Source organism: Finegoldia sp. P2-F-LR (genome assembly GCF_052932265.1).
The window spans coordinates 141,309-167,278 of the sequence record NZ_JBRFJF010000003.1 but is presented as its reverse complement, the minus strand read 5'-3'; the positions used below and the strand labels follow the sequence as shown (position 1 = coordinate 167,278).

At 34.2% G+C, this 25,970-nt stretch carries 21 protein-coding genes; 12 read left to right on the top strand and 9 right to left on the bottom strand.

Translation table 11 applies throughout. The features are described 5' to 3' along the window. The gene (ybaK, locus tag ACU68W_RS03080; RefSeq protein ID WP_094223978.1) at positions 1–471 is read right to left on the bottom strand and encodes a Cys-tRNA(Pro) deacylase; all 471 of its coding nucleotides are present in this window, start codon (positions 469–471) and stop codon (positions 1–3) included. Between the two features lie 125 nt (positions 472–596). On the opposite strand from ybaK, the gene ACU68W_RS03075 reads away from it, so the two are divergent. From ACU68W_RS03075 to ACU68W_RS03040, 8 genes are all read left to right on the top strand, one after another. Next, positions 597–1,355 (top strand): MBL fold metallo-hydrolase, encoded by a 759-nt coding sequence (locus ACU68W_RS03075; RefSeq protein WP_304066915.1) that lies wholly within the window; start codon positions 597–599, stop codon positions 1,353–1,355. A 169-nt stretch (positions 1,356–1,524) separates the two neighbouring features. Beyond that, on the top strand, positions 1,525–4,212 hold the full coding sequence (locus tag ACU68W_RS03070) for a calcium-translocating P-type ATPase, SERCA-type (protein ID WP_446756107.1): 2,688 nt from the start codon (positions 1,525–1,527) through the stop codon (positions 4,210–4,212). A 323-nt stretch (positions 4,213–4,535) separates the two neighbouring features. Beyond that, positions 4,536–4,769 carry a helix-turn-helix domain-containing protein gene (locus ACU68W_RS03065; protein ID WP_446756100.1) on the top strand — a complete coding sequence of 78 codons (234 nt, stop codon included), beginning with the start codon at positions 4,536–4,538 and terminating at the stop codon, positions 4,767–4,769. Further along, positions 4,769–6,349: a type I restriction-modification system subunit M gene (locus ACU68W_RS03060; protein WP_278735679.1), complete on the top strand. Its 1,581-nt coding sequence runs from the start codon at positions 4,769–4,771 to the stop codon at positions 6,347–6,349. The genes ACU68W_RS03065 and ACU68W_RS03060 overlap by 1 nt, the downstream gene beginning before the upstream one ends. Before the next feature lie 3 nt (positions 6,350–6,352). After that, positions 6,353–7,450, top strand: a complete 1,098-nt coding sequence (locus tag ACU68W_RS03055; protein ID WP_094223974.1) for a restriction endonuclease subunit S — start codon at positions 6,353–6,355, stop codon at positions 7,448–7,450. Positions 7,451–7,470: 20 nt separating this feature from the next. Next, positions 7,471–10,695, top strand: a complete 3,225-nt coding sequence (locus tag ACU68W_RS03050) for a type I restriction endonuclease subunit R (protein WP_446756099.1) — start codon at positions 7,471–7,473, stop codon at positions 10,693–10,695. A 197-nt stretch (positions 10,696–10,892) separates the two neighbouring features. Continuing rightward, positions 10,893–11,093 (top strand): helix-turn-helix transcriptional regulator, encoded by a 201-nt coding sequence (locus tag ACU68W_RS03045; RefSeq protein ID WP_446756098.1) that lies wholly within the window; start codon positions 10,893–10,895, stop codon positions 11,091–11,093. A 1-nt stretch (position 11,094) separates the two neighbouring features. Further along, positions 11,095–11,544, top strand: a complete 450-nt coding sequence (locus ACU68W_RS03040; RefSeq protein ID WP_446756097.1) for a hypothetical protein — start codon at positions 11,095–11,097, stop codon at positions 11,542–11,544. A gap of 210 nt (positions 11,545–11,754) precedes the next feature. On the opposite strand, the gene ACU68W_RS03035 is transcribed toward ACU68W_RS03040, so the two are convergent. From ACU68W_RS03035 to ACU68W_RS03020, 4 genes are all read right to left on the bottom strand, one after another. Further along, positions 11,755–12,282 carry a hypothetical protein gene (locus ACU68W_RS03035; protein WP_446756096.1) on the bottom strand — a complete coding sequence of 176 codons (528 nt, stop codon included), beginning with the start codon at positions 12,280–12,282 and terminating at the stop codon, positions 11,755–11,757. Between the two features lie 86 nt (positions 12,283–12,368). Then, complete coding sequence (locus tag ACU68W_RS03030) at positions 12,369–12,890, bottom strand: hypothetical protein (protein ID WP_446756095.1); 522 nt, start codon at positions 12,888–12,890, stop codon at positions 12,369–12,371. Then, entirely contained in the window at positions 12,891–13,535 is a 645-nt protein-coding gene (locus ACU68W_RS03025) for a sugar ABC transporter permease (RefSeq protein WP_446756094.1), read from the bottom strand. It lies immediately after the preceding gene. Continuing rightward, positions 13,519–14,166 carry an ATP-binding cassette domain-containing protein gene (locus ACU68W_RS03020; RefSeq protein WP_278735671.1) on the bottom strand — a complete coding sequence of 216 codons (648 nt, stop codon included), beginning with the start codon at positions 14,164–14,166 and terminating at the stop codon, positions 13,519–13,521. Before ACU68W_RS03020 ends, ACU68W_RS03025 begins: the two co-directional genes overlap by 17 nt. 156 nt (positions 14,167–14,322) lie before the next feature. On the opposite strand from ACU68W_RS03020, the gene ACU68W_RS03015 reads away from it, so the two are divergent. Beyond that, positions 14,323–15,150, top strand: coding sequence for a hypothetical protein (locus tag ACU68W_RS03015; protein ID WP_446756093.1), 828 nt, complete (start codon positions 14,323–14,325; stop codon positions 15,148–15,150). An 84-nt stretch (positions 15,151–15,234) separates the two neighbouring features. On the opposite strand, the gene ACU68W_RS03010 is transcribed toward ACU68W_RS03015, so the two are convergent. The 3 genes from ACU68W_RS03010 to ACU68W_RS03000 all read right to left on the bottom strand — a co-directional run bounded on the left by ACU68W_RS03010 (position 15,235) and on the right by ACU68W_RS03000 (position 18,110). Then, positions 15,235–16,530: a cell wall-binding repeat-containing protein gene (locus ACU68W_RS03010; protein WP_446756092.1), complete on the bottom strand. Its 1,296-nt coding sequence runs from the start codon at positions 16,528–16,530 to the stop codon at positions 15,235–15,237. Between the two features lie 35 nt (positions 16,531–16,565). Next, positions 16,566–17,114: a hypothetical protein gene (locus ACU68W_RS03005; protein ID WP_446756091.1), complete on the bottom strand. Its 549-nt coding sequence runs from the start codon at positions 17,112–17,114 to the stop codon at positions 16,566–16,568. A 156-nt stretch (positions 17,115–17,270) separates the two neighbouring features. Continuing rightward, positions 17,271–18,110, bottom strand: a complete 840-nt coding sequence (locus ACU68W_RS03000; protein WP_446756090.1) for a hypothetical protein — start codon at positions 18,108–18,110, stop codon at positions 17,271–17,273. Positions 18,111–18,353: 243 nt separating this feature from the next. Between ACU68W_RS03000 and ACU68W_RS02995 the strand changes: the two genes are divergently transcribed. After that, a complete protein-coding gene (locus tag ACU68W_RS02995; RefSeq protein WP_446756089.1) occupies positions 18,354–22,673 on the top strand; it encodes a leucine-rich repeat protein in 4,320 nt (1,439 codons plus the stop codon). Positions 22,674–22,819: 146 nt separating this feature from the next. Continuing rightward, a complete protein-coding gene (gene rbsK, locus ACU68W_RS02990; protein WP_446756088.1) occupies positions 22,820–23,698 on the top strand; it encodes a ribokinase in 879 nt (292 codons plus the stop codon). Positions 23,699–23,918: 220 nt separating this feature from the next. Here the strand turns inward: rbsK and ACU68W_RS02985 are convergent, their stop codons facing one another. Continuing rightward, positions 23,919–24,905: an LLM class flavin-dependent oxidoreductase gene (locus ACU68W_RS02985; protein WP_446756087.1), complete on the bottom strand. Its 987-nt coding sequence runs from the start codon at positions 24,903–24,905 to the stop codon at positions 23,919–23,921. A 198-nt stretch (positions 24,906–25,103) separates the two neighbouring features. On the opposite strand from ACU68W_RS02985, the gene ACU68W_RS02980 reads away from it, so the two are divergent. After that, positions 25,104–25,970 (top strand): polyphosphate kinase 2 family protein, encoded by an 867-nt coding sequence (locus tag ACU68W_RS02980; RefSeq protein ID WP_110058589.1) that lies wholly within the window; start codon positions 25,104–25,106, stop codon positions 25,968–25,970.

The following is a 25,970-nucleotide window of genomic DNA, read 5'->3' as shown; positions in this document are numbered from 1 at the left end:
TTACTCCTTTTTAATGTCTGCTACAGTAATATCACAAATTTTTATCAAATCTTTGGGAGCGATTTTGATTTGCGCTCCAATTTTGCCTCCAGACACGTAAATATATTCTTTATTTTCACAACTTTCGTCTATAAAAGTTTTAAATTTTGTTTTCATTCCGATAGGAGAGCAACCGCCTCTTATGTAGCCCGTAGTTTTCAACAAATCCTTAACGTGAATCATTTCAAGCTTTTTCACTCCGGCTATTTTCGCACACTTTTTCAGGTCAAGCTCGTCTTTTACAGCCACAACGAACACAAAATTTTCGTTCGTGTTGGAAACTGTGACAAGTGTTTTGAACACGTAAGCCTCGTCTTCATTCAATTTGTTTGCGACATTTTCTCCGCTTACATCGTCTCCTACAGAGTATTCTATATATTTATACCCAATTTTTTCTTTGTCGAGCATTCTCATTGCGTTAGTTTTTTTCATAAACTCATCCTTTCATTATTAATATTATACTACAAGTGAAAATTTTGTGGATTTATAAAATATTTGATACATTTACTTGCGTAAAATGTCTGTTTATGGGTAAATATATACGAGGAGGATTTTTAATGGAACAAAGTTTAAACATTAGATATATATACCACAGTTCATTTTCTTTGGAGTTTGAAGACAAGATTATTATTTTCGATTATTTTCAAGGAACTTTGCCAAAAAATGTGAACGATAAGAAGGTGATTTTCGTGGTGACTCATTCACACGCAGATCACTACAATGAGAGTATTTTTGATTATGAAAATTCTAGTGATATTACATATATTGTCTCAGAAGATGTATACGAAGAGATTTTTGATTACGATACGAAGGACAATGTTGTATTTTTGGGAGAAGATAATATCGAAGATTTGAAGAAGCATTTCGGTAAAAAAGTTATAAAACTTGAAGTTGGTGAATCGACTTCTGTGTACGGTGCAGATTTTACAGCGCTTGGTTCTACTGATATGGGAATTAGCGTGTATTTTGAAGCGAATCATTTGAAATTTTTCTTCGCTGGAGATTTGAACAATTGGGCGTGGGAAGAAGACACCGAAGAAGAAAAAGAAAAGATGCAACAGGATTTCTCCAAGGAAATCGACAAGATTGGGCATGTTGACATAGGATTTTTCCCAGTTGATCCTAGATTAAAGGAGAGATACGATTTGGGTGTGAATGAATTTGTCGACAAATGCAATCCAAAAGTTTTGTTCCCAATGCATTTCACAAAAGATCCAACAATCGTGGACACATTCATCGACACACACGATTACGAGGGCTGTAAAGTTGTGAATATGAAAAAGGAACACGATACTTTTCAAGTTATAATAAAATAATTGATTTAATATAATATTTTTGGTAAAATTAATATACAAGAGGGAGTAGCTTAAAAATATTGTGTCGTCATTACGGTTAAAACCCGGCACAAAGCCACTTTGGTTAGCAAGACTTTTGCCAGAAATGGTGAAAGTTTTTTTTATTATGAAATTAACAGGAGGTAAGAGATTGGATTGGTACAAGGAATCTAATGAGAGTGTTATCAAAAGTTTGGACACTGATCAAAACAATGGTCTATCCGACAGTAAGGTAACGAGTTTGTTAGAAAAATACGGCAAGAACGTATTAAAAGAAAAGAAGAAAAAGTCCATGGCAGCCAAATTAAAGGATCAATTTTTGGATCCTATGATAATTATTTTGCTATTGGCATCTATTTTATCCATGGCTATTGGGGAAGTCACAGATAGTATTATTATCATCGCTATCGTTATTGTGAATGCGGTTCTTTCGATTTATCAAGAAGGTAAGGCGGAACAAGCAATAGAAGCTTTGCAAAAAATGGCAAGTCCTAAAGCCAAGGTTATAAGAAACGGCAAGATTATGGAAGTGGATTCTCAAAATTTGGTTCCAGGAGATATCGTTGAATTGGAAACGGGAGATATTATCCCTGCCGATTTGAAATTATTGGAATCTACTAACTTGAAAATCGACGAATCATCGTTGACTGGTGAATCTGTTGCTGTTGAAAAGAACGCGAAGGATGAGATTACGACAGATGCAGGAATTGGCGACAGAACAAACATGGCGTACAGTTCTTCTATCGTAAGTTACGGTAGAGCGAAGGGTGTCGTTGTAGAAACAGCACAAAACACAGAAATCGGTAAAATCGCAACGAGTTTATCACAGGTTGAAGACGAAGAAACTCCTCTTCAAAGAAAGCTTGCACAATTGTCTAAGCAATTGGGTATCGTAACAGTTGTTGTATGCGCAATTGTGTTTGCAGTTGGATATTTCGTGTATGATTTTGATGCATTGAATATGCTTATGACTGCAGTATCACTTGCCGTTGCGGCGATTCCAGAAGGACTACCAGCTATAGTTACAATCGTGCTTAGTTTGGGAATGGGAAGAATGGCAGAGAAAAACGCCATCGTCAAGAAACTTTTGGCTGTTGAAACATTGGGAACAACAACTGTAATTTGTTCCGACAAGACTGGTACATTGACTCAAAACGAAATGACTGTGAAGAAAATCTACGTCGATGGAACTGATGTCGATGTCACAGGAACTGGATACAAACCTGTTGGAGATTATTTGATTCAAGACCGTAAAATGCAAGAAGATGACATCAAATCTCTTAACACTTTGCTTCACATAATGAGTCTTACAAATGATTCAAAACTAATCGAAGAAGACGGAACTTACAAAATCGTTGGAGACCCTACTGAAGGAGCACTTCACACAGCAGCAGGAAAACAAGACATCACAAAAGATGAATCCAATCAAAACTATCCTAGAATAGAAGAAATTCCATTCGATTCAGAAAGAAAAATGATGACTACATTCCACGACAAATTCTTAACTGACAAAGTTGTATCCTTCACAAAAGGTGCACCAGATATAGTTATCGAAAAATGTAGCAAGATTTTAATCGACAACGAAATCAAACCACTAACAGAAGAATTAAAACAAAAATTATTGGCGAAAAACAGCGAATACGCTAAGCAAGCACTTCGTGTACTAGCTTATGCACTTCGTGAACACGAAGAATTGCCAAATGAAATTACATCCGAAAATATCGAAAAAGACATGGTATTTGTAGGATTATCTGGAATGATAGATCCACCAAGACTAGAAGTAAAAGATGCAATCAAAGAATGTAAAACTGCGGGAATCACACCAGTTATGATTACTGGAGACTACTTAGAAACAGCAGTTGCAATCGCAAAAGATTTGGGAATTTGTACGGATGATTCACAAGCAATCATGGGAGCTGAACTTAACAATATGTCAGACGAACAAATCCGTGAAATCGTAAAAGAAAAGAGAGTTTACGCGAGAGTTTCTCCACAAAACAAAGTACAAATCGTAACAGCATTAAAAGAAAATGGACACATTGCAGCGATGACAGGTGACGGCGTCAACGATGCACCTGCAATCAAAAAAGCAGACATCGGAATTGCGATGGGAATCACTGGAACAGACGTTGCGAAGAACACATCAGAAGTTATCCTTACAGACGACAACTTTGCAACAATTGTTAACGCAGTAGAAGAAGGAAGAATAATTTACTCCAACATCAAAAAATTCGTATCATTCCTACTAAGCTGTAACATCGCAGAAATTCTTATCGTATTCTTGGCGATAATGTTCAAATGGGACACACCATTTATCCCAATTCAATTATTATGGTTAAACTTAGTGACAGACTCATTCCCAGCAATGGCACTAGGAGTTGAAAAAGGAGAAGCTGACATCATGAACAGAGCTCCTCGTTCACCAAAAGAACCAATCATCGACAAAAACATGAGACTAAGCATTATCGTTCAATCATTAGCCATTACAGTTGCAACATTGTTCGCTTACAACTACGGATTGAACCATTTTGATGGACACATCGAATCTGCAAGAACAGTTGCATTTGCAACATTGATTCTATCAGAATTACTAAGAAGTTATTCAGTAAGAAGTGAACACAAATCAGTATTCCAAATCGGATTATTCACAAACAAAGCATTAGTAATGGGAACATCACTTTCATTATTATTGATGATTGCGGTAATCTACATTCCTGGAGTAAATGATGTATTCGAAACAATACCACTTCACCTTGAACACTACAAAGTAATCTTGCCATGCGCATTATTGCCATTCGCAGCAGGAGAAATCTTAAAAGCAATAAAAAGCAAAAAATAATAGACAACAATAAAGGCGTATCGTGTGATACGTCTTTTTTAATGGAAGAGATGGGGTAGAAAATTTAATAATCTTATTCGCTCAGCCTCACTTCAGAAATCTTGTTTTTAAAATATGAAATGAAGATTTCATCGTTCGAAGCGTCGCTCATAAGAAACATTAAATTTTCTATGGTGATATTCGTAAGCTTCGATTGTTTGCTTTAACGGACACTGGGATGATTGAAGCACACACTATATGTAGCCTTGGGAGATAGTAAAAACTATGGTTACATGGTATAATAACGCTATATTATTGAAACATTTACCAAAAGGAGATGCATAATGAGATTTCCAGATGAAATTAAAAGAATTAGACAACGATGCTTTCTGACACAGCAAGACTTTGCCAAAGAAATTAAAGTGGCATTTTCTACTGTGAATAGATGGGAAGGTGGCAAAGCAAAGCATAATCTTAATGCTATGAAAAATATAAAAGAGTTCTGCCTAGTACATGATGTTGATTATTCAGATGTCGAAGAGGCATGGCTTGATTTTGAAGTGGAGGGAAAAAGATAATGCCTATTGATAATAAAAAAGAACAGGAACGTGATGAACTTCACAGAGCAATATGGGCAATTGCAGATGAACTTCGTGGTGCTGTAGATGGATGGGATTTCAAAAACTACATACTTGGTACTATGTTCTATAGATATATTTCTGAAAATATTACTAACTACATAAACACCGGCGAAATTGAAGCAGGGAACGTTGATTTTGATTTTGCACAGATGTCTGATGAGATGGCTGAACAGGCAAGAGAAGGTCTTGTACAAGAAAAAGGCTTTTTCATTCTTCCATCTGAACTATTTTGTAATGTAAGGGCAAAAGCCAAGGATGATGAGAACCTTAATGAAACACTTGAAAGGGCATTCCGCCACATAGAGGAATCCGCAAAAGGCAGTGAATCAGAATCCGACTTTGCAGGTCTATTTGATGATTTTGATGTAAACAGTAACAAACTTGGATCTACTGTTGCAAAGAGAAACGAAAAACTTTGTAAACTCCTTGATGGCGTGGCTGATATGAATCTTGGAGATGTTAAGGATCATGATATTGATGCATTTGGTGATGCCTATGAATATCTAATGACAATGTATGCATCAAATGCTGGTAAATCGGGTGGAGAGTTCTTTACTCCTGCTGATGTATCAGAACTTCTTACAAGACTTGGTACAGTTGGAAAAACAGAGATCAATAAGGTGTACGATCCAGCCTGTGGTTCAGGTTCACTACTTTTAAAGGCGGAAAAAATACTTGGTAGAGATAAGATTCGTAATGGTTTTTATGGACAGGAAATCAATATTACAACCTATAACCTTTGTCGTATCAATATGTTTTTACACGATATTGGATTTGATAAATTTAATATTGCCTGCGAAGATACCCTTATAGCTCCAGCACATTGGGATGATGAACCTTTTGAACTTATCGTTTCAAATCCGCCTTATTCAATCAAGTGGGCTGGTAATGATAATCCATTACTTATTAATGATTCTCGTTTTTCTCCTGCAGGTGTTCTTGCACCAAAAAGCAAAGCTGACCTTGCCTTTATCATGCATTCACTTTCTTGGCTTGCAAGTAACGGAACAGCTGCGATTGTATGTTTTCCTGGTATTATGTACCGTGGCGGAGCTGAAAAGAAAATACGAAAATATCTGATTGATAACAACTTTATTGACTGTGTAATTCAACTGCCACCTAATCTTTTTTTTGGAACTTCAATTGCAACTTGTATTATGGTGATGAAAAAGAACAAGACAGATAATAAAACGCTGTTTATCGATGCAACAAAAGAGTGCATCAAGGTCACAAACAATAATAAACTTACTCAAGATAATATGGATAAAATTGTGAACTGCTTTGCAAATCGCAGTGAAATCGAACATTTCTCACATCTTGCAACGTATGATGAAGTTGAAGAAAATGACTACAACCTTTCTGTATCAACTTATGTTGAAGCAGAGGACACAAGAGAAAAGATTGATATCGTTAAGCTAAATGCAGAAATCAAAGAAATTGTCGCTCGTGAGCAGGTTCTTCGTGATGAGATTGATAAGATAATCGCCTGCCTGCCTACACGAGAGACAGAGGTGTAACGTATGAGCAGATTAGAAGAATTGATTCAGGAATTATGCCCTAATGGGGTGGAATATAAACCATTATCTGATAAAACTTTATTTGCTTTCAGATATGGTAAAGGAAATAAAATCCCTGAAGATACAGGTGGACAATATGACGTTTATGGTGCAAATGGCATTGTATCTCATATAGATGAATATAACTGTGAAGATGTAACAATTATAGGTCATATAGGAGCTGTTGGATTAATAAATAGAGTTAAAGGCAAGTGTTTTGTTACATATAACGGAACAATAGCCACAGTAGTTGATAAAGAAAAAGTAGACTCTCAATACTTATACTATGTATTGACAACATTAGATTTACCTTCACGTAAAAAGGGCAGTCAGCCTTTTTTGTCTGTTAGTGATTTTGATAAGATAGCGATTCCCGTACCTCCATTGGAGGTACAACGTGAAATAGTCCGTATATTGGACTCTTTCACGTTACTTACAGCGGAGCTTACAGCGGAGCTTACAGCTCGTAAGAAACAGTATGAATATTATACAGATGAGCTTTTGAAAGTTGATGATTCTATAAAAACAGTTGCGTTAGAAGAAATTGCAGAAAACTGTGATAGTCTGAGAAAACCTGTATCAAGTGGAAATCGTGAAGCTGGTGAATATCCATACTATGGTGCATCTGGAATTGTAGATTATGTAAGTGATTATATTTTTGATGGTGATTATCTTCTGGTATCAGAAGACGGAGCGAATCTTTTAGCTCGTTCTACACCGATTGCGTTTTCTATTTCCGGAAAGAACTGGGTAAATAATCATGCTCATGTTCTTAGATTTGAAACCTATGCTACCAGAAGATATGTGGAGTTTTATTTGAATTCTATTGATTTATCCCCTTGGATTAGTGGTGGTGCACAGCCAAAACTGAATCAGAAGAATCTGAATAAAATAAACATTCCACTGCCGTCTTTAGCGGAACAGGAACGTATTGTAGGTATCCTCGATAGATTTGATTCCTTGTGTAACGATATTTCAGAAGGTCTCCCTGCTGAAATAGAAGCAAGACAAAAACAATATGAATTTTACAGAGATAAGCTGCTTTCTTTCGAACAGTTATAATCTAACAAGGAGGTGTTTGTATGACATATTTTAATATTGTGGCAGCTACAAGTGAAAATACAGTTGTTACTGAATACGAGCCTGTGATGGCACGTTCTAACAACTATCAGTCAGAGGCTGAACTGGAAAAAGAGTTTATTCGTATGCTGACAGAACAAGGATACGAGTATCTTCATATACACACAGAAAAAGATTTGATCACCAACCTTCGCAGTCAGCTTGAAAGGTTGAATGCTTACCAATTTTCTGATTCTGAATGGGATAGGTTCTTCAAGAATTGTATCGCCAATCAGAATGAAGGAATTGTGGAAAAGACTAGAAAAATTCAAGAGGATAATGTTCAAGTATTAAAAAGAGATGATGGCAGTACGAAAAACATCACACTTATTGACAAGAAAAATATTCACAATAACTTTTTGCAGGTTATCAATCAGTACGTTATTGGAAAGGCTGACGGATCAAGGCACGACAACAGGTATGATGTTACAATTCTCGTAAATGGGTTTCCTCTTGTGCATATTGAATTAAAACGCAGAGGAGTGGCTATTCGTGAGGCTTTCAACCAAATCAATAGATATCAGCGTGATTCTTTTTGGGCAGGAAGTGGTCTGTTTGAATATACGCAGATTTTTGTTATCTCAAATGGAACTAACACGAAGTACTATTCTAACAGTACCCGTTTCAATGCTATAAAGGATGTAAATGCTGTATCTACTGCAAAGAAAGGCAAAACAAGCAACAGTTTTGAATTTACTTGCTTTTGGGCGGATGCAAACAATCGTGTTATTCCTGATTTGATTGACTTCACAAGAACATTTTTTGCAAAACATACTATTCTTAATATAATCACGAAGTATTGTATTTTCACTTCTGAAAATATGCTTATGGTAATGAGACCTTATCAGATTACTGCAACGGAGCGTATTTTGAATCGTATTGAGATAGCTAATAACTATAAAAAATATGGTGATGTTGCTGGAGGTGGGTATATCTGGCATACGACAGGATCGGGTAAGACTCTTACATCATTTAAAACTGCAAGACAGGCGTCACTTCTTCCTTACATTGATAAGGTTCTATTTGTGGTTGACCGTAAGGATTTGGACTACCAGACTATGAAAGAATATGATCGTTTTGAAAAAGGTGCAGCTAACAGCAATACTTCTACTGCCGTTCTTAAAAAGCAGTTGGAAGACACCAATTGTCACATTATCATCACGACTATTCAGAAACTTGCAACATTTATAAAGAAAAATAAAGAACATGAAGTATACAACAAACACGTTGTAATCATCTTTGATGAATGTCATAGAAGTCAGTTCGGTGATATGCACGCCGCTATTGTAAGAAGTTTTAAGAAATATCATTTATTCGGTTTCACAGGAACACCAATCTTTCCTGCAAATACAGCAAGCTCAAGTAAGACTCAGTTTTTTACTACAGAGCAGACTTTTGGCGACCAGTTGCATACATATACTATTGTTGATGCCATCAATGATAAGAATGTACTGCCATTCAGAGTCGACTATGTCAAGACAATGGGTATGGATGATGATATCGATGATGAACAGGTATGGGATATTGCTCGCGAAAAGGCTATGATGGCTCCTGAACGTATCAAGCTTGTGACGGAATATATTCTTAACAACTTTGATAGAAAAACTTATCGTGGTGATAAATCATATATTTACAACACGCTTACCAATATTTCAGAAGTTGCATCCGGCAAGAATGGTGTTATAGAAGAAATTAAACAGAAACAACGTGTAAGTGGATTTAACTCAATCTTTGCAGTTAGCTCTGTTACTATGGCAAAGTTATATTATCAGGAATTTAAAAAGCAGATGGAGAATGATCCTACGAAGAAACTTCGTATCGCAACCATCTATAGTTATGGTGCAAATGAGCCCGAAAATGACGAAGGTACAAATGGTATCCTTGATGAGGAAAACTCGGAAGATACATCAGCACTTGACCAGTCATCGAGAGATTTTCTTGACATGGCAATCAAAGATTATAACGAGATGTTCCATACTAATTATTCGACAGATAGCGATAAGTTCCAAAATTATTATAAAGATGTATCGCTTCGTATGAAAAATAAGGAACTTGATTTGCTCATCGTTGTAAATATGTTCTTAACAGGTTTTGATGCTACTACATTAAATACACTGTGGGTAGATAAGAAGCTCAAGATGCATGGGCTTATTCAGGCATTTTCAAGAACAAACCGAATTCTTAATTCCATTAAGACTTTTGGTAATATTGTATGTTTTAGAAACCTTCAGAAACGAGTAGACGCTGCTATTTCCCTTTTCGGTGATAAGAATGCAGGTGGTATTGTTCTGATGAAGAGTTTCAAAGATTACTACTATGGTTATGAAGGTATTGATGGAAAAAAGTATCCAGGATATATGGATATGATGGATGACTTAACTTCCAAATTCCCACTTTCAGAGACACAAATTATAGGTGAACAGAACCAGAAGGATTTCATCTCATTATTTGGTGCAATTCTACGCATGAGAAATCTATTGGTTGCATTTGATGAATTTGAAGGGCTAGAGATGATTTCTGAACGTGATTTACAGGATTATCTTGGCAGGTATCAAGATTTGCGTGATGAATGGAAAAAAATACGAGAACGTGGTGAAAGCACAGATATTACAGATGATGTTGTATTTGAAGTTGAACTTATTAAACAGATAGAAATCAATATCGACTATATCCTTATGCTTGTTAAGAAGTATCATGACAGCCACTGCGAAGATAAAGAAGTGCTTATTACAATCAAAAAGGCTATTGATGCCAGTCCAGAACTTCGTAGTAAGAAAGCGCTTATTGAAACCTTTATTTCTGGTATCAATGATGTTGAGGATGTTATGACTGAATGGCACAATTATGTGGCTGAAAAACGAGAAGAGGAACTTGTTCAGATTATTAAGGAAGAAAAACTTAAAGAGCTTGAAACAAGGAAGTTCATTGAGAATGCCTTTTGTGATGGCGAAATCAAAACAACAGGTACGGACATAGATAGACTTATGCCTCCTATATCTCGTTTCGGTGGTGGCGACAGAACTACTAAGAAGCAAGGTGTTATTGAAAAGTTTAAATCATTCTTTGAGAAGTTCTTTGGTGTTGGTGGCTCATTTACCACTAATGAAACGAATATTGTGAATTATGCTGATATTGTTTCAAATGAGCCATTACAGAAGGTAGCTGAAGATACCGCAAAGTATGATTAGAGCATATTTTTTGGTGTGCGATAAAATTCGGCACAAGAAAACGACCACACAGGAGTATGAACTGACCCCACACAGTTGGACATAATGCCAGAGCTAGGACTAAACTAGCTCTGGTATTTTTTTTTATTTAAGAAATTATAAAAAGCAAAGCGAACTATACTATATATGTAAAGCGAACTTGCTATTGGAGGAGGAAAATGAAAAACACAATTTCTCAATTAAGAAAACAGCGTAAAATAACTCAAGAAGAATTGGCAAATGAAGTTGGAGTAACAAGACAGACCATAACTTCCATTGAAACTGGAAAATATATAGCGTCACTGCCGTTGGCTTTTAAAATTGCTAAGTTTTTTGATATGAGTATTAAAGAAATATTTAGTATAGAGGAGGATGATTAATATGAACAAATTAGAAAATTATAAAAAAGAGATAGGATTTAGAATTAGTATTTTAGTCTTATTATGTATAGTTGCATTACTTGCAGTTATTATTAGAAACTTTTATTTAAAATATAAATTTCCATTAAAAGAAGATGTGACAGATTATGTAGTAGGATTTTTTACTGGACTTGAACTAGTATCTGTATTCTATATGGCAATGCTTATTAGAGCATATAGAAATAGAGATATATTGGAAAAGATGTATACTAAAGAAACAGATGAAAGAATGATATTAATAAAGATGAAGTCAGGAGCAAATATAATACCTATATTTTCAATGGTTATTGTAATTGTTTCTCTAATTGTAGCATATGTAAGTTATGAAGCCTTTTTAGCGTTAATGATAGTGGCATTTGTACAAATAATATTATCAAAGACATTAAAAATATATTGGTCAAAAAAGATTTAAAAACATCATTGTAAAGGCAAAAGACGATAGAAATTAAAACTCTATCGTCTTTTTTATACTCAAAATTACGAGGTTAAGATGGTAAGGATAAGAAGTTCCACAAAACAATTTAATATATAAGACATGTAGCGCTTAAAGGATATCAGTTAAACTTGATTTTCCAAAATTTCTAACTGAACGCTCCTTTGTCTGTTTTACTTTTTTTTTACACTATCTTGAAGTTGGCGATGTCATTCCTTTGAGCAATTGACCTGTGACGGCGTCTCTTTCGTTTTCGTGTTTTTGATGTAGTGCTTTGTATTTTATTGTGTATGTTTGGGATTGTTTGTCCAATTTGATTTCCCAATCATTAATGTCATCTTTTTGAAGGTAATTTTCTTTTAATTCCATTTCTTTTATTTTGTTTTCGTCCAAGAACACGTTATTTTTTCTTTTTTCTTTTGTTTCTGGGTCTTCTCCTTCAAGGTCGAGTCCGTTTTGCACTTTTACTCCATCTTTGCTGACGTTTGCTTCGCAGTCACCGTTTTTTGCGACTATTCCATCTTTTCCGATTTTTGCTTCGGAGTCGCCATTCTTAGCGTTGATTCCATCTTTTCCGATACTTACTTCTGAGTCACCGTTTTTGATATGTATGCCATTTTCTCCAGAAGTTCTAGTGCCAGTATTTCCAACGTTTTTCACTCCACAAGAACTTAGCATAGCGCATGCCAATAATACTAATAATAATTTCCTCTTCATGATATTATCCTCCTTAAATTTATTATACCCCTTTTATTGATTTGCAACGTGGAAAATGTTTACAAAATGTCAACGATATATCAATTTTATTGCAACAAATTACTGAAAATTAGAATTTTTGTAGCCAAAATCATAACCATTAACCCCAATGCTATGAGTAAAACTAGAAGACATTCCTTTAATTTTATTATGGGTTCATTAATTCTAGTATTTTTTTCTATGTTTACTTTGACAATTCTCGTAGAAATATAAAATATTATCATGCTTACAAGATAATATTCTGTTAGATAGAGTGATTTCAATACAAGAATATCCAATATAACAGCCAAAACCAAGAAAATACTAGACAAGTAGCACATTGATTTTATGGTATCTTTTCTAAGATGTTTAACATTTCTTGGCTGATATAAGAGCAAGAACTTTGATTTGTGTGCATTCATAACACTAAAATACAATATGAAAAGTATACTTAATAAAGTAGTGGAGAAATTCAATCCATATAAACTCTGTGGTGAATTTATAGATGAAAACACACTTATGAATAGTATTACGATAATTTCGTATTTAATTTTATCCCTTAAAATATAGCGAAATACTAGTTTTGTCATTTATTGTCCTTTCTGATTTGGTGATTTCAACAGAAGTGGGTTAACACAAAAAAGGATTGTAAACGTTGGAATCATGTACCATAATTGCAATTTTGGTAGTAACTTTTCTAAATCAATTCCCAAATTTGGGAAATTCAAACTAGAAAATAATAAAACATAATATGAAATTCTAAGGGCTGTGTACAGTATATTTGATTTTCTTGTGTTTTCTGTCACATAAAAAAATAATGTATCCACAAACATGTAAAAATAAATAATCGAACCATACATAAAGAAAGATTTTATTTCCAGAATATCTACAGAAGTTGGAAACAACAAATAAATTATGAAGATGTATGTAATCGTAGCTTTCTTATACATGAAGTATTTTCTGACTTGCGTTTTGTTGAAGCTTGGGAAAAAGGTCATAAAATCCATTTCTCTTTGAGTTATACTATCAGTTCTTATCTTGAAAAATCCCATAAAAGCTAAGAAAAACGCAAATAAAGCTTTTATCACATAATGGTCTGATGGAAGAGAACTCAAATATTTTAAAAATAAAAAAATCGCTGAGATTATCAAAATGAATTGGATTGCACCTGATATTTTATCTATTTTTATTTCCTTAAAACGTAGTTTCATATCCAATTTAAATATTTCTTTCAAAAATCTCGTCCTCCAGTTGCTTCTTATCTTTTGAATTGGCGAATACTTTTTTTACCTTACCATTTTTTAAAAGCACAAACTCATCACATATATCAATAAGGCTGTCTAAAATATGTGATGAAATCAAAATTGTAGAATTTTCCTTCAATTGAAGGATTAATTTTTTGATTTCATAAGAATATTTTAGATCAATGCTATTAAATGGTTCGTCCATAATTATTAGGGAATAATCACCCATTAAAATGTTAATCAGAGTTAACTTTTTCTTCATTCCTTCAGATAATTCAGAAATTAAAGTATCTTTCTTATCTTCCAATCCAAGTTCAACTATTAAATCTTCGGACGTTTTACTGGAAGGGGAGTATTCATTTACAATTTTACAAAATTCATTTACTGTTAAAAAATAATACGGAGATACTTGAGAAGGTATGTATAAAATATCATTTTCGTTATAATCTTGGACATCAAAACTTGTGTTTGCTTTTATCATTTTGGATAATATATCCATCAGAGTTGTCTTACCAGCACCGTTTTCTCCAATTAGTCCTATAATTTTATGGTTTCCTATTTCTAGATTTTCGATGTCTAACTCGAAATTTTTGTATTTGTGGTTTATTTTTCGTATAAACATGTGAACACCTCATTAAAATACTGGTTATATATATAATAATATATATTTGAATAAATGTCACACCTTCCATATATTTATAAATCATTTCAATAAATGAACGACACTCTACAATCCAATTTACTGATTTGCTATGGTATAATAAAGTTGGAGGATAGTATGAGTTATTTTAATTACTGGATAAGTGTTCTGGTGGTGTTTGCAATTGTATTTTTGTTTGCCAGAACGATATCAAATGAAAAGCAAATTGTCGCGTTTTTCTCGAAATTAATCTACGTTGTGATTATTCCTGCGAATATTGCGATTAGTTTGCATGAAATTACTTACGAAAAGTTCAATATTAAAATTGGGGTATTTTTCGTGTATTTGTGGATATTGTCGAAGATTATGACGATGATTTTCCAAATCAACACGAAGGATAAGGATTCGTTGGAACCTGCATTTATTTTCTCAAATATTATCGTTATGAGGCCGTTTTTGCAAAATGTTATGGACAAGAATATTATGAACAATCTGATTATAATTTCTTGTGTGATTTATCTTGTGTACATGCTTTACAAGAGAATTTTCAATGTGACAGACTTTTTGATGGCGATGGGCTTTTCCGTAGCTTTTTGTATTAGTGCGATTTACAAGTTTTCATACATACTAACTCCTCTGAAAATTATTCAATCGACAAGTTCAGTTGTGATTATAATCGCATTTGCGCTTGCAATTTCAAGCATTGATTTGAAAAGTTTGTTTGATTTGACATCCATTATGCTTACTGTTGTGAATTTGTTGATAATTCCAGTGTTTACATACGTCGTTGTGAGTGCTGTGACGAACAATCAGCAGTTGATTAAATCTATAATTATGTATGTGGCGATTGGCCCAACTTTTGTGATTTCGTCTGATTTTTATAAGAAAACGAAAACGAGAATTATGGAGCTTGGATTTTTGTTGTCGGTCGTTACGGTGTATGTTTTGAATTATTTGTTTTTTTAAATAACCTAGTAAATAGGCGAGACAATTCGTCTATTTTTTTGCGTAAAAAAAGAGGACATTGTCCTCTTCTAATTCATTTCAATGTTACTCCAATGGTCTGTAATCTTCTGCCAATGCGTCTCTCAAATAAACGAATAATTTGTCGTATTTTTTGATTGAGTTGTAGTATTTGTTGTTAGGAAGGACGTAGTATTTTTTGTAATCTTTTGTGAATGCTTTGATGAGCCCTTTTCCTTGTTTATCGATGAGTGGCTTGTCTATGTCTAGTCCCGATATCAATATTACTTGTGTGGAGTAATTGTTCTTGGTAACTGTATTGTATCCACCGATTGTAGTCAATTTATAGATGGAGTTGGTGTCTTTCATATATTCTCTAACTTTTAGTGGTAGGACGTCTTTTTTAACAAGCAAGATTGGCGCTTTGATTTTTTGTGCAACTGTAGATGATACGAGTGCATCTGCGAACACTTCACCGCTTGTAGTGATAACTTCCGCTGGATTTGCGTTCACTCTCTTAGCGACTTCAACGCTGGATTCGTATCTGTCCACACCTGCAAGTCTTGTGACACGTTTTTTAGTCAGATTTTCGATTTGGTTTTTGACAGATTGATTTACAGATATTTCTCCACCTACGATTGTCACGTTGTGGATATTTCCCAATGATTTGATGTAATTTGCAGTAGATTGGTTAATACCATCATTACTTACAAGTAGTATCGGTGCATTTTGATGTGCTGCAAGGCTTGTAGCATACAATGCATCTGCATAATTTGTCCCTGCGGCAAATATCAAATTCGTAGTATTTGCACGTGTTCTCGCAGACTCTGCTGATGTGTCGTAGCGATTATTTCCCATAATTCTAGTTATTTTTGCGTGTGGGAAGTTCTTTCTCAACTTATTTTCAACTTTTTTGCTGATAGTATTCACGCCACCCATCAGATAAATCTCGTCCAAGAACATCTTGTCAAGCGCTGATTTTGTCTCAACGGATAATGAATTCTTGCCAGTGTACAAAAGTGGGTATTTGCCCATAGACACGTTCGTCGCACTGATTGCATCGGGATATGCGTTGTCATTTACAAGAATAACCTTGTTCGTATTCGCAAAGTAATGACGTTGCACATTCACTGCAGTCTTTGCTCTGTTTTCACCTTGGAATCTTTGGTGAATAACATTTTTGAACACGCCATCTTCATTAGTGGTGATTTGTTCCTGTTGTTTCTCATTTTTAGTTTTTTCATTCGTATTATTTACGTTCTTTTCATTTGTACTTGATTCTACTTTTTTCGAAGGCGTATTACTTGCACTATCCTTATCTGCAGCGCTAACCACAGGAAAGCTCAACATACACACAAGCATCAAAGCCAACAATTTTTTCATAAAACACTCCTTATTAATTTCCAACTAACACACGACTAATTCAAAACGATGAAGAACAACAAAGTTGTACCCATCAGAAAACCAATCGCACTCATAACAATCTTCACAATAGCAGCTGTTACAGTAGCCTTGTTCAAAAAAGAAGACTTAAATTTGTCATACATCACAACGCTGTACACAAAACCCGATATGACATTTACAATCACGCTAACTACTGGAATTCTAGTGTTAAACACAGAAGCTAGTACAATCGTAACCAAAGTGTACACGCTAGCCTTAGCCAAAAACTCTGAGTTAGATATCTTTGCCACCATATCCTTTTTCAAAAAACTAGTCGCAATCCAAAAACTCAACACACACGAAAAAGGTGACATGACAGTCTTCGAAAAATACGACAATGGAAGGGATAAACTCAGAAAATCCTGCGACGAATTAGGAGGACTTATCCTCATCCACAACATAAATGAAAGCAAACTAATTACTCCTGAAATAATCAGCGTGAACATCCACGCTCCCTGTTTCTTTTCTATTGTTTTAATATGTTTTTGCAAACGTGAAAACACTTCACCATAAAATTTTTCCATAAAAACTCCTCTTAATTTATACATTTATTATAACCCAGTACAACAAAGCATTCAAGAAACGGACGTATTTTAGCTGACAAGGTAAATTAGATTTTCGATGTTTATTTTTAAAAATAAACACACAAAAACCCGACCTCTTACGAGATCGGGTAAAATTTATCCAATCATATTTGAAAATGAATTGTAAATCAAAATACCAACCAAAGCTACTAATAAAATTTCTAAGATAAATACGATAACTCTGATAATAATTTGTGCTAAGAATGATTTCAAACCAACTTTGAAGCTATCTTTTTCCAAATACAAATCTAGGAAAGTTGCAGAGTAAGCTATCATTCCTGTGAAGCAACCAATGATGCTACCGATAAATCCAAGCGGTGTAAGTATGAACATGAACAACGCGTTAATTATCGAAAACACCCCGCCCTTAACATCTCTTGTGCAAGGTGGTGGAGTTGGTCGCATGTATTTTTTCGTAAACATGTATATAAACCTTGTCATCGCGTAGTTGATTAATGGTACAAAAATCAAAGTCATGATAGAAATCGTAGGTCTGTGGAAAACTTTCGATAATTCTCCAAGAGATCCATTTGTTGTAACGCTAACCCACACTGCGCTAGTCAAAGCAGCGATTAAACCTGATGTCAAAAATGAATAAATGATTCCGTGTTTTGTAGATGCGTAAAAATCGTAGATTTTTTGGGCAAATCCATTGATGAATTTCACACAACTTAAATACCAATCAGGTGAATCGTTTTGCTTGTAGTTTTCGTATTCCTCGTTATCTTCCTTGCGCTCTTTTTGAGTGTATTTTTGGTTAATCTTTTCAAACATGTCTTCTTTTGATTGTTCTTCATCCAAAACCTTATTAACATCAGCATTATTTTCTGCATCGTTTTCAGATTTCACTTCGAAATAACTATCATCGTGAACAATTTTTTCGTCAGACATATAACTTTTCAGATTTTGTTTAAAATCTTGTTTCTTATCGTCCATAGTCTCCTCCTATTAATATTTCTTATTTAATAATATACCCATTTGAGAAATATCCATTCATATATTTGGTAATTTATCGGAGGTTTTTTATGTTAAATATTTCAAAAATTGAACAAAAAAAGGAATTTAATCCAGATTTATTTTAATAATTAAACTTAAAGAGTTTACATATTTTACAAAAGGGTATATTAAAAATGATGGTTTTATGAAGAAAATTATAGCTAAATATCAAAAGGGGGAAAAATGAATAGAAAACGAATTATTTCGTGGATACTAATCTTCGCTATGGTTATAGGATTTGCTCCTGTAAACATATACGCAAGTGGTGTTCCACAAAAACAAGAGGTCGCTGCTGAAAGTGATTTCGATTTTGATGCAAGTACGGGTACTATTAAAAAATATAAGGGTACAGCTACTGATGTAGTTATTCCGGAAAAAATTAATAGAAAGTCTGTAATGACTATTGGTAAGCAAGCTTTTGGAAAGAAAAAACTAACTTCAGTTGTTATTCCAGAAGGTGTTGAAACAATAGGACAAGGAGCTTTCACAGCTAATCTGTTGACAACTATCAAGCTTCCTTCAACTGTTAAGAAAATTGATAGTATGGCTTTTGCGGCGAATAATAATTTAAGCAAAGTTGAATTAAATGAAGGATTGGAATTTATAGGTCAACGAGCTTTTATGAAAGATTCTTCATTAACAGGAGAAATCACAATTCCATCAACAGTAAAGACTGTTATGACATCTGCTTTTGATAAATCAGGTGTAACTGGACTTTTGTTAAAAGGTGACAGGAATTCTAATACTGTTAATTTACATTCTGGATTAAATGGAGAAGTAATACAATTTGTAAAGTCAGAAAGTCCTTTCAAAAAGATTAAAATTAATTTTAACTCTTTAGGAATAGCTGATGCAGATAAATATCTTGATTTGGGTAAAGTAGAAGTTAATGTTAACAGCAAGGAAGAACTTAAAAAATGGCTTAATGAAAATATTGACGCAGATTTTGTGGCAAATTATGTAAACAAAGCTGACAGTTCAGGCTTAAATGATAAAGAAGTTGTTCTTGAAAAGATTTGGAACTTGGATAAATTTGACAAAACAAAAGAATTTGAAGTAACAGCAAATATTGATAAAGACAAGCTTCCAGAATTTGAATTGATCGAAGGATATGCATCACCAAATGTTAATAATTCAGCTACGAATTTAATGATTAAACTAACTGTTAAACTTGGAGAATCTGAAGAACAACCTACTGTAACTGAATGGTCACAAGAAGATTTCACTTATGGACAATTCAAATACAAGGGAAGAATGGAAGAAGAAACTTACAGATTCGGAATTACTGGTTTCTCTGAAAAAGGTAAAGCAAAGTTAGCTAAGAATCCTGATTTGGTTATTCCAAAGGAAGTTACTATTGACGGTGAAGTTAAGCAAGTAGAAGGAATTAAGGAAAATTCGTTCAAAGATATCAAAATTAATAGCGTATCTTTCCCTAAGTCTGATGTGGAATTTATCATCAAAGATTCTGCTTTCGAAAACGCAGGAATTATAAAGGTTAAGTTTGAAGAAGGCTTGAAATCCATTGAATCACGTGCATTCAAGAATAATAAGCTTACTGAAGTTTCCATTCCAAGCACTGTGTGGAAAACTGGTAGCGAATCTTTCATGAACAATGAAATTAGTAAGCTTGATATCTCTGATGATGTAAATATGATTCAAATAGACAATTATAGTTTTGCTGAAAACAAGCTAGAAATTGTTAATCTTCCTTACTCTATATTTAAGTTTAGAGATTTTGTTTTCAGGGATAATCCTGGATATGAAAACAGCGGTGTTGTAAGACTTGAAACAAGAAATCCTGAGCATTTGCAATCTACAAGTTATATTGTTCCAGAAAACGAATATCACAAAGTTGTGTTGATTACAGATGTAAACAGAAGTGAACTTTTCAAAGAACTACAAGCTGTTAAATCAATTGTAAGAGAAGATTACAAGAAAGATGATTTAGCAGAATTCGACAAGGTATTAGAAGAAGCAAAAGCAATATTCAAAGACCAAAAATCAACACAAGAACAAATAGATAAGGCTTTTGATGATTTGGTAAAAGCTGAAGCAAAATTGAGACAATCAGCACCAGATAGATCAAAACTCAGAGATTCCATCAAAAAAGCGGAAGAATTAATTCCAGAAATGTTTGAAAAAGAATCCTACGATGCTATGAAGGCTGAACTAGACAAAGCTAAGAAAGTTCTAGCAAATTTGGATTTATCAGCTGATGAAGTGAAGGCTGCACAAGAAAACTTGGATAAGGCTATGGATAACTTGGTTATCAACAAAAATGCGCTTTACACAAGTGAAGATTTCACATATAAAGACAATGCTATTACAGGATTTAGCGAAAGTGGTAAGACTAAGTTCAAAGTAAATAAAGATTTGGTTCTTCCGGATAAAAATCCTGATGGCAAGGATATTGAAGTGATTGGCAAATCAGCATTCAGTTTAGAAAAAGATCCAGGAGTTAAATTCGGTACAGATACTGTAAGCTCTGCTAATGGTATGAAATCTCTTAAATTACCAAAGAATCTTAAGAGAATTGAAGAAGATGCATTCAGATTAAACAATTTCAAAAATGTAGATTTCCCAGAAACTTTGGAATATATTGGAGGATCTGCATTTAATGGAAACAGACTTGAAAAAGTAATCTTACCAGATTCTGTGACAGATGTTGAAGGAGGAGCATTCTCGTTAAATCAAATTACTGAACTTAGAATTTCTCCAAACATGACTAAGATTAAAGATGGTACTTTTGCAAGAAATATTAAACTTAAAAAACTTGAAATACCAGAAGGTATCAAGGTAATCGAAGGATCAGCATTCCAAGGTGCACCATTGAAAGAACTTTCTATTTCAAAAACAGTAGAAGAAATTCAACACAGAGCATTCACAGGTCACCAACTTGAAGAATTGACTATTCCAGGAAATGTCAAGAAAATAGGTAACCAAGCTTTCGCTCACAATATCAAATGGAAGAGACTTAAGAAATTAACTCTAGGAGAAGGAATCGAAGAAATCGGAGATTCTGCATTCAGACATTCACTTCTTTTAGAAACTAACTTACCAAAGAGTTTGAAGAAAATTTCAAATACTGCTTTCAGAGACGCTGTAACAACTGACAAAAAACATGTTGTCGTTAAGTTGTACACTGAAAACTCAGACCATTTAAAATTCAATAATGAAAAATCATTAGTAAATCAAAAAGTTATTTTCAAAGGCGAAGTAAAACCAGGAACAATTGAAGAAATTCCAGCAGTAAAAGCAGAAGACATCGAAAAAGAAGTTGTAAAACAAGGTGAAAAGATCGATGTAACAGATAACATCAAAAACTTACCAGAAAAAGCAACCGTAAAAGACATAACAGAACCAAAAATCGACACAAATAAACCTGGCGAATATACTGCAAAAGTTGAAGTGACATTTGCAAATGGTTCAAAGAGAATTGTAGAAATTCCTGTAGTTGTTGAAAAGAAAGGTGAAGTAACTCCTGTTGACCCAACAGATCCAACTGAACCAACAGACCCAACCGAACCAACTATTCCAACAGATCCAACAACTCCTGTTGAACCAGAAACACCAACAGAAGACATCAAAGACACAGACACACTAAAAGAAATATTCGAAAAAATACCATCAACAAGAATAGCAGGAAGAAATCGTCAACTAACAGCAGTAGAAGTAAGTAAAACACTATTTGAAAAAGCAGACACAGTAATACTAACATCAAGCGATAAAATGGTAGATGCATTATCATCTTCACCATACGGAGTAGGAAAGAACGCACCAACACTTCTAGTAGAAAAAGATTCAATAATGGATGAAGTACTTCAAGAAATCAAAAGACTTAACCCAACTCAAATAATAATCGCAGGTGGAAAAACTGTAATAAGCGAAAAAGTTGAAGACCAAATCAAACAACTAGGAATAAAACAACAAAGAATAGCAGGAGCTGACAGATTCGAAACAGCAGTAAAACTAGGAGAACAAGTCAGAGCAAATTCAACTAACAAAAAAGAAATAATACTCGTAAATGGATTCAATAATATTGACGCATTAACAGCAGGAAGCCTAGCTAGTAAACTAAACATCCCAATATTATTAACACAATCAGACCAATTAAACGAAATCACAGAAAAAGCAATCAAAGATTGGGGAATTGAAAAAGTAACAATAATTGGTGGAAAAACTCAAGTATCAGAAACAATAGCATCACAACTTAAAAATGATGGAATAAGCACAAGTAGACTTGCAGGAAGAACACGTGTTGAAACAGCATTAGAAGTAGCAAAAGCTGTCAATAAAACTGCTGATAAAGTAATATTTGCAAACAAAGATGCATATCCAGATGCATTAATAGCACCTTATCTATCAAAGGCAGAACAAGCACCAATAATTCTAATAGATAAAGATGAAGCATCTGTATCAGTAAAACAATACTTGAGAGACAACAAAGTAAAAGAATCCATCATACTAGGTGGAGAAAAAAGTATAAAAGAATACAAATAGTATTCAACCAATTTACAATGTGATTGGATTTATTATCCAGTCACATTGTTTTTTTGATTGAATTACAAAATTTGATTTGTATTGTATAATATAAGATATATTAAGAAAAACTCTTAGCGTAAATGCAAAGATTTGAGGAGAGATTTATGTCAATTTTAGTTATAGGAAGCGTGAATGTAGACACTACATATAATTTGGAAAATTTCCCGAAACCTGGAGAAACAATATCGTCCATATCAAAGAGCAGATCAGTCGGTGGCAAGGGGGCAAACCAAGCGATTGCTTGCCAAAAATTGGGAGGAGATGTAAAGTTTCTTGCGTGCGTGGGAAATGATGTGGACGCTGATTTTATTTTCAAAAATATGAAGGAATACGGTGTGGATACAACTAACATTATAAAAAAAGATGTGGACACAGGAACTGCGCTAATAAATGTGGACAAAACTGGACAAAACGAAATAGTTTTGGATCATGGGGCAAATTATGCTATTACAATCCAAGACATAGATGATAACATCGAACTTTTGGATGAATGCGATATTTTGATTTTGCAAATGGAAATTCCGCAAGAAGTCAATGAATATGCTATTAAAAAAGCGAAGGAAAAGGGAGTTTTTGTAATATTAAACCCTGCTCCAAGTGAGTTCGAAGTGGAAAATATTTTGGACAAAGTGGATTTGTTCGTGCCTAATGAAAATGAAATTTTGAGATATTCAACCAAAGAAAACTTAAAAGAAGCAGCTAATGAATTGCTGGGCAAAAATGTAGGTTCTGTGATAATAACTTTGGGAGAAAATGGCTCTGAGTATTTTTCGAAAAAAGAACACATTACACAAGATGCCATCAAAGCGAAGGTCGTTGACACAACATCAGCAGGGGATTGCTACATTGGAGCGATGGCTGTTATGTTAGATCAACAAAAATCCATCAAAGAAGCGATGGAGTTTGCCACAAAAGCATCATCAAAGACTGTAACCAGAAAAGGATCGGGAGAATCCATCCCAACAATAGACGAAATAATGTAAAACTTTCAGGATTTGCCTGAAAGTTTTTCTTTTAGAAAAGCAGAACAATAGTAGATAAACCATCATGCACTAATATCCGATATTCGTGTATGATGGTTTGATTTTTTTAGTATGATCGGTTTACTGCTTAAATTATTTCATATTTCAGGAGTCATCTCCTGATTCTTTTATTAAAACACAAAACCATCCAGAAATTTCTGGATGGTTTTTCAATAGCCTTCTAATCATTCAACGCTAAATCTTGTATGATTTCATAGTTTTCTTTTAATAATTTGAAATCAGGAATGTAGGATGCGGCGATGATTTCGTCTGGATTGTATTTTTGTTTTATTTCCATGAATTGGTCTTTTACAGAATTCACATCTCCTTCGATTCGAAGTCCACGGGCAGTTCTTATCATGAATTTTTCGATTGATGTGAGTTCTGGGCTGTTGTTAGGGTCAGCTTTTAAGAATGCATCTCTATTGTTTCTGTTTTGGATTTGCAAGAATATGGAGATGGCTTGTTGTTTGATTTGTTCTGCAGCGTCTTTCTCGTAAGCTGCGTTTGCAGACACGCCAAGCATTACGTATGGTTTGTCCAAATACTTCGATGGCGTGAATTCTTCGCGGTAGATTTTGAGTGCAACATCAACGGTGTTTGGCGAAAAATGTCCTGCAAATGAATAAGGTAGTCCCAATTGTGCTGCGATGTGCGCAGATGTCATGGAGCTTCCTAAGATATATATTGGAACGTGTGTGCCAACTCCAGGATATGGACGAACTTTGAAGTTTTCTGCCTCTTCTTCAAAATAGCTTAATAAAGTTCGGATAGCTTCTTTGAAGTTATCTTCTTTGTATGTGTCACGATAGATTAATTTCGCTGTTTCTATGTCTGTTCCAGGCGCTCTTCCAATTCCCAAATCAATTCTTTCGGGATATAATGTTTCGAGGGTTCCGTATCTTTCTGCAACTTGAAATGGTGTGTGGTTAGGAAGCATTACGCCACCTGCTCCGACTTTTATTCTATTTGTATTTTCCAAAATATATCCGATAATCAAATCTGTTGCTGAGCATGAGATTGATTTGGAGTTGTGGTGTTCTGCAACCCAATATCTTTCGAAGTGTTGTCCGTCTGCCCATTTTGCAAGTTCCAATCCACGTTCGATGGATTGTTTGGCAGTTTCATCTATAAATCTTGGTATTAAATTTAGTATTGATATTTTCATAATAGTTCCTCCTTTTGGTTAATATGAATTTATTATATAAAATGGTGATTGTCAAATAAATTCCGCGTAATACTAATGTGATAGTAAACTATTGAAGAAAAATTGAACAAATGATATAATTAATTCAGTGAATGAAATTGTTTTATTTTTACCCAATTTGGATAAATATATAATAACGATATTAAAAGGAAGTAAGTTATGGATATTAAGAAATACAGGGTAAAACCTAATAAAAAAGTTGATTTGGAAAAATTTAGCACTAAAAAAGACGATTCATATTCAAAAAAAGAAGTGAAGGAAGAAATTCTTCCACAAAATTTGGAAAAAATGTTTGAATTTCAGGAAAAATTATACGCTGAAAACAAAAGAGGAATTTTGGTTGTACTTCAAGCGATGGATGCTGCGGGTAAGGATAGTTTGGTGAAAAAGGTGTTCACCGCGCTTAATCCTGCTGGCTGCAAGGTTACAAGCTTCAAGCAACCTTCCACAGAAGAATTGGATCACGATTATTTGTGGAGAATTACAAAGGCAACTCCTTCTTATGGAGAAGTTGGGATTTTCAACAGATCACACTACGAAGATGTTTTGGTAACCAGAGTTCACAATTTGGTTAATCAAAAAAACGACGACGATTTTTGGAATAAAAGATTCGAAGATATCAATGCGTTCGAAAAATATTTGGACAATAATGGTATCAAGGTTGTGAAGTTTTTCTTGCATGTGTCAAAGGACGAACAAAAAGAAAGACTATTGGATAGGATTAACTTGGAAGAAAAACATTGGAAGTTTGCAGCAAGTGATATTTTGGAAAGAGAAAACTGGGACGAATATCACAAGGCTTACGAAGATATGTTGGAGCATACTTCAACTGATTATGCACCTTGGTATGTGGTTCCTGCGGACAACAAATGGTTCACGAGGTTTGTTGTGAGTGAGGTTATGCTGGATTTGTTCGAGCAATTGGACCCACAAACACCAAAACTTTCCAAGGAAGAAGAATCACAACTAGACAAATGGAAGAAGGTTTTGTTGGAACAAGACGAGAAGGATAAAAAAGACGACTAA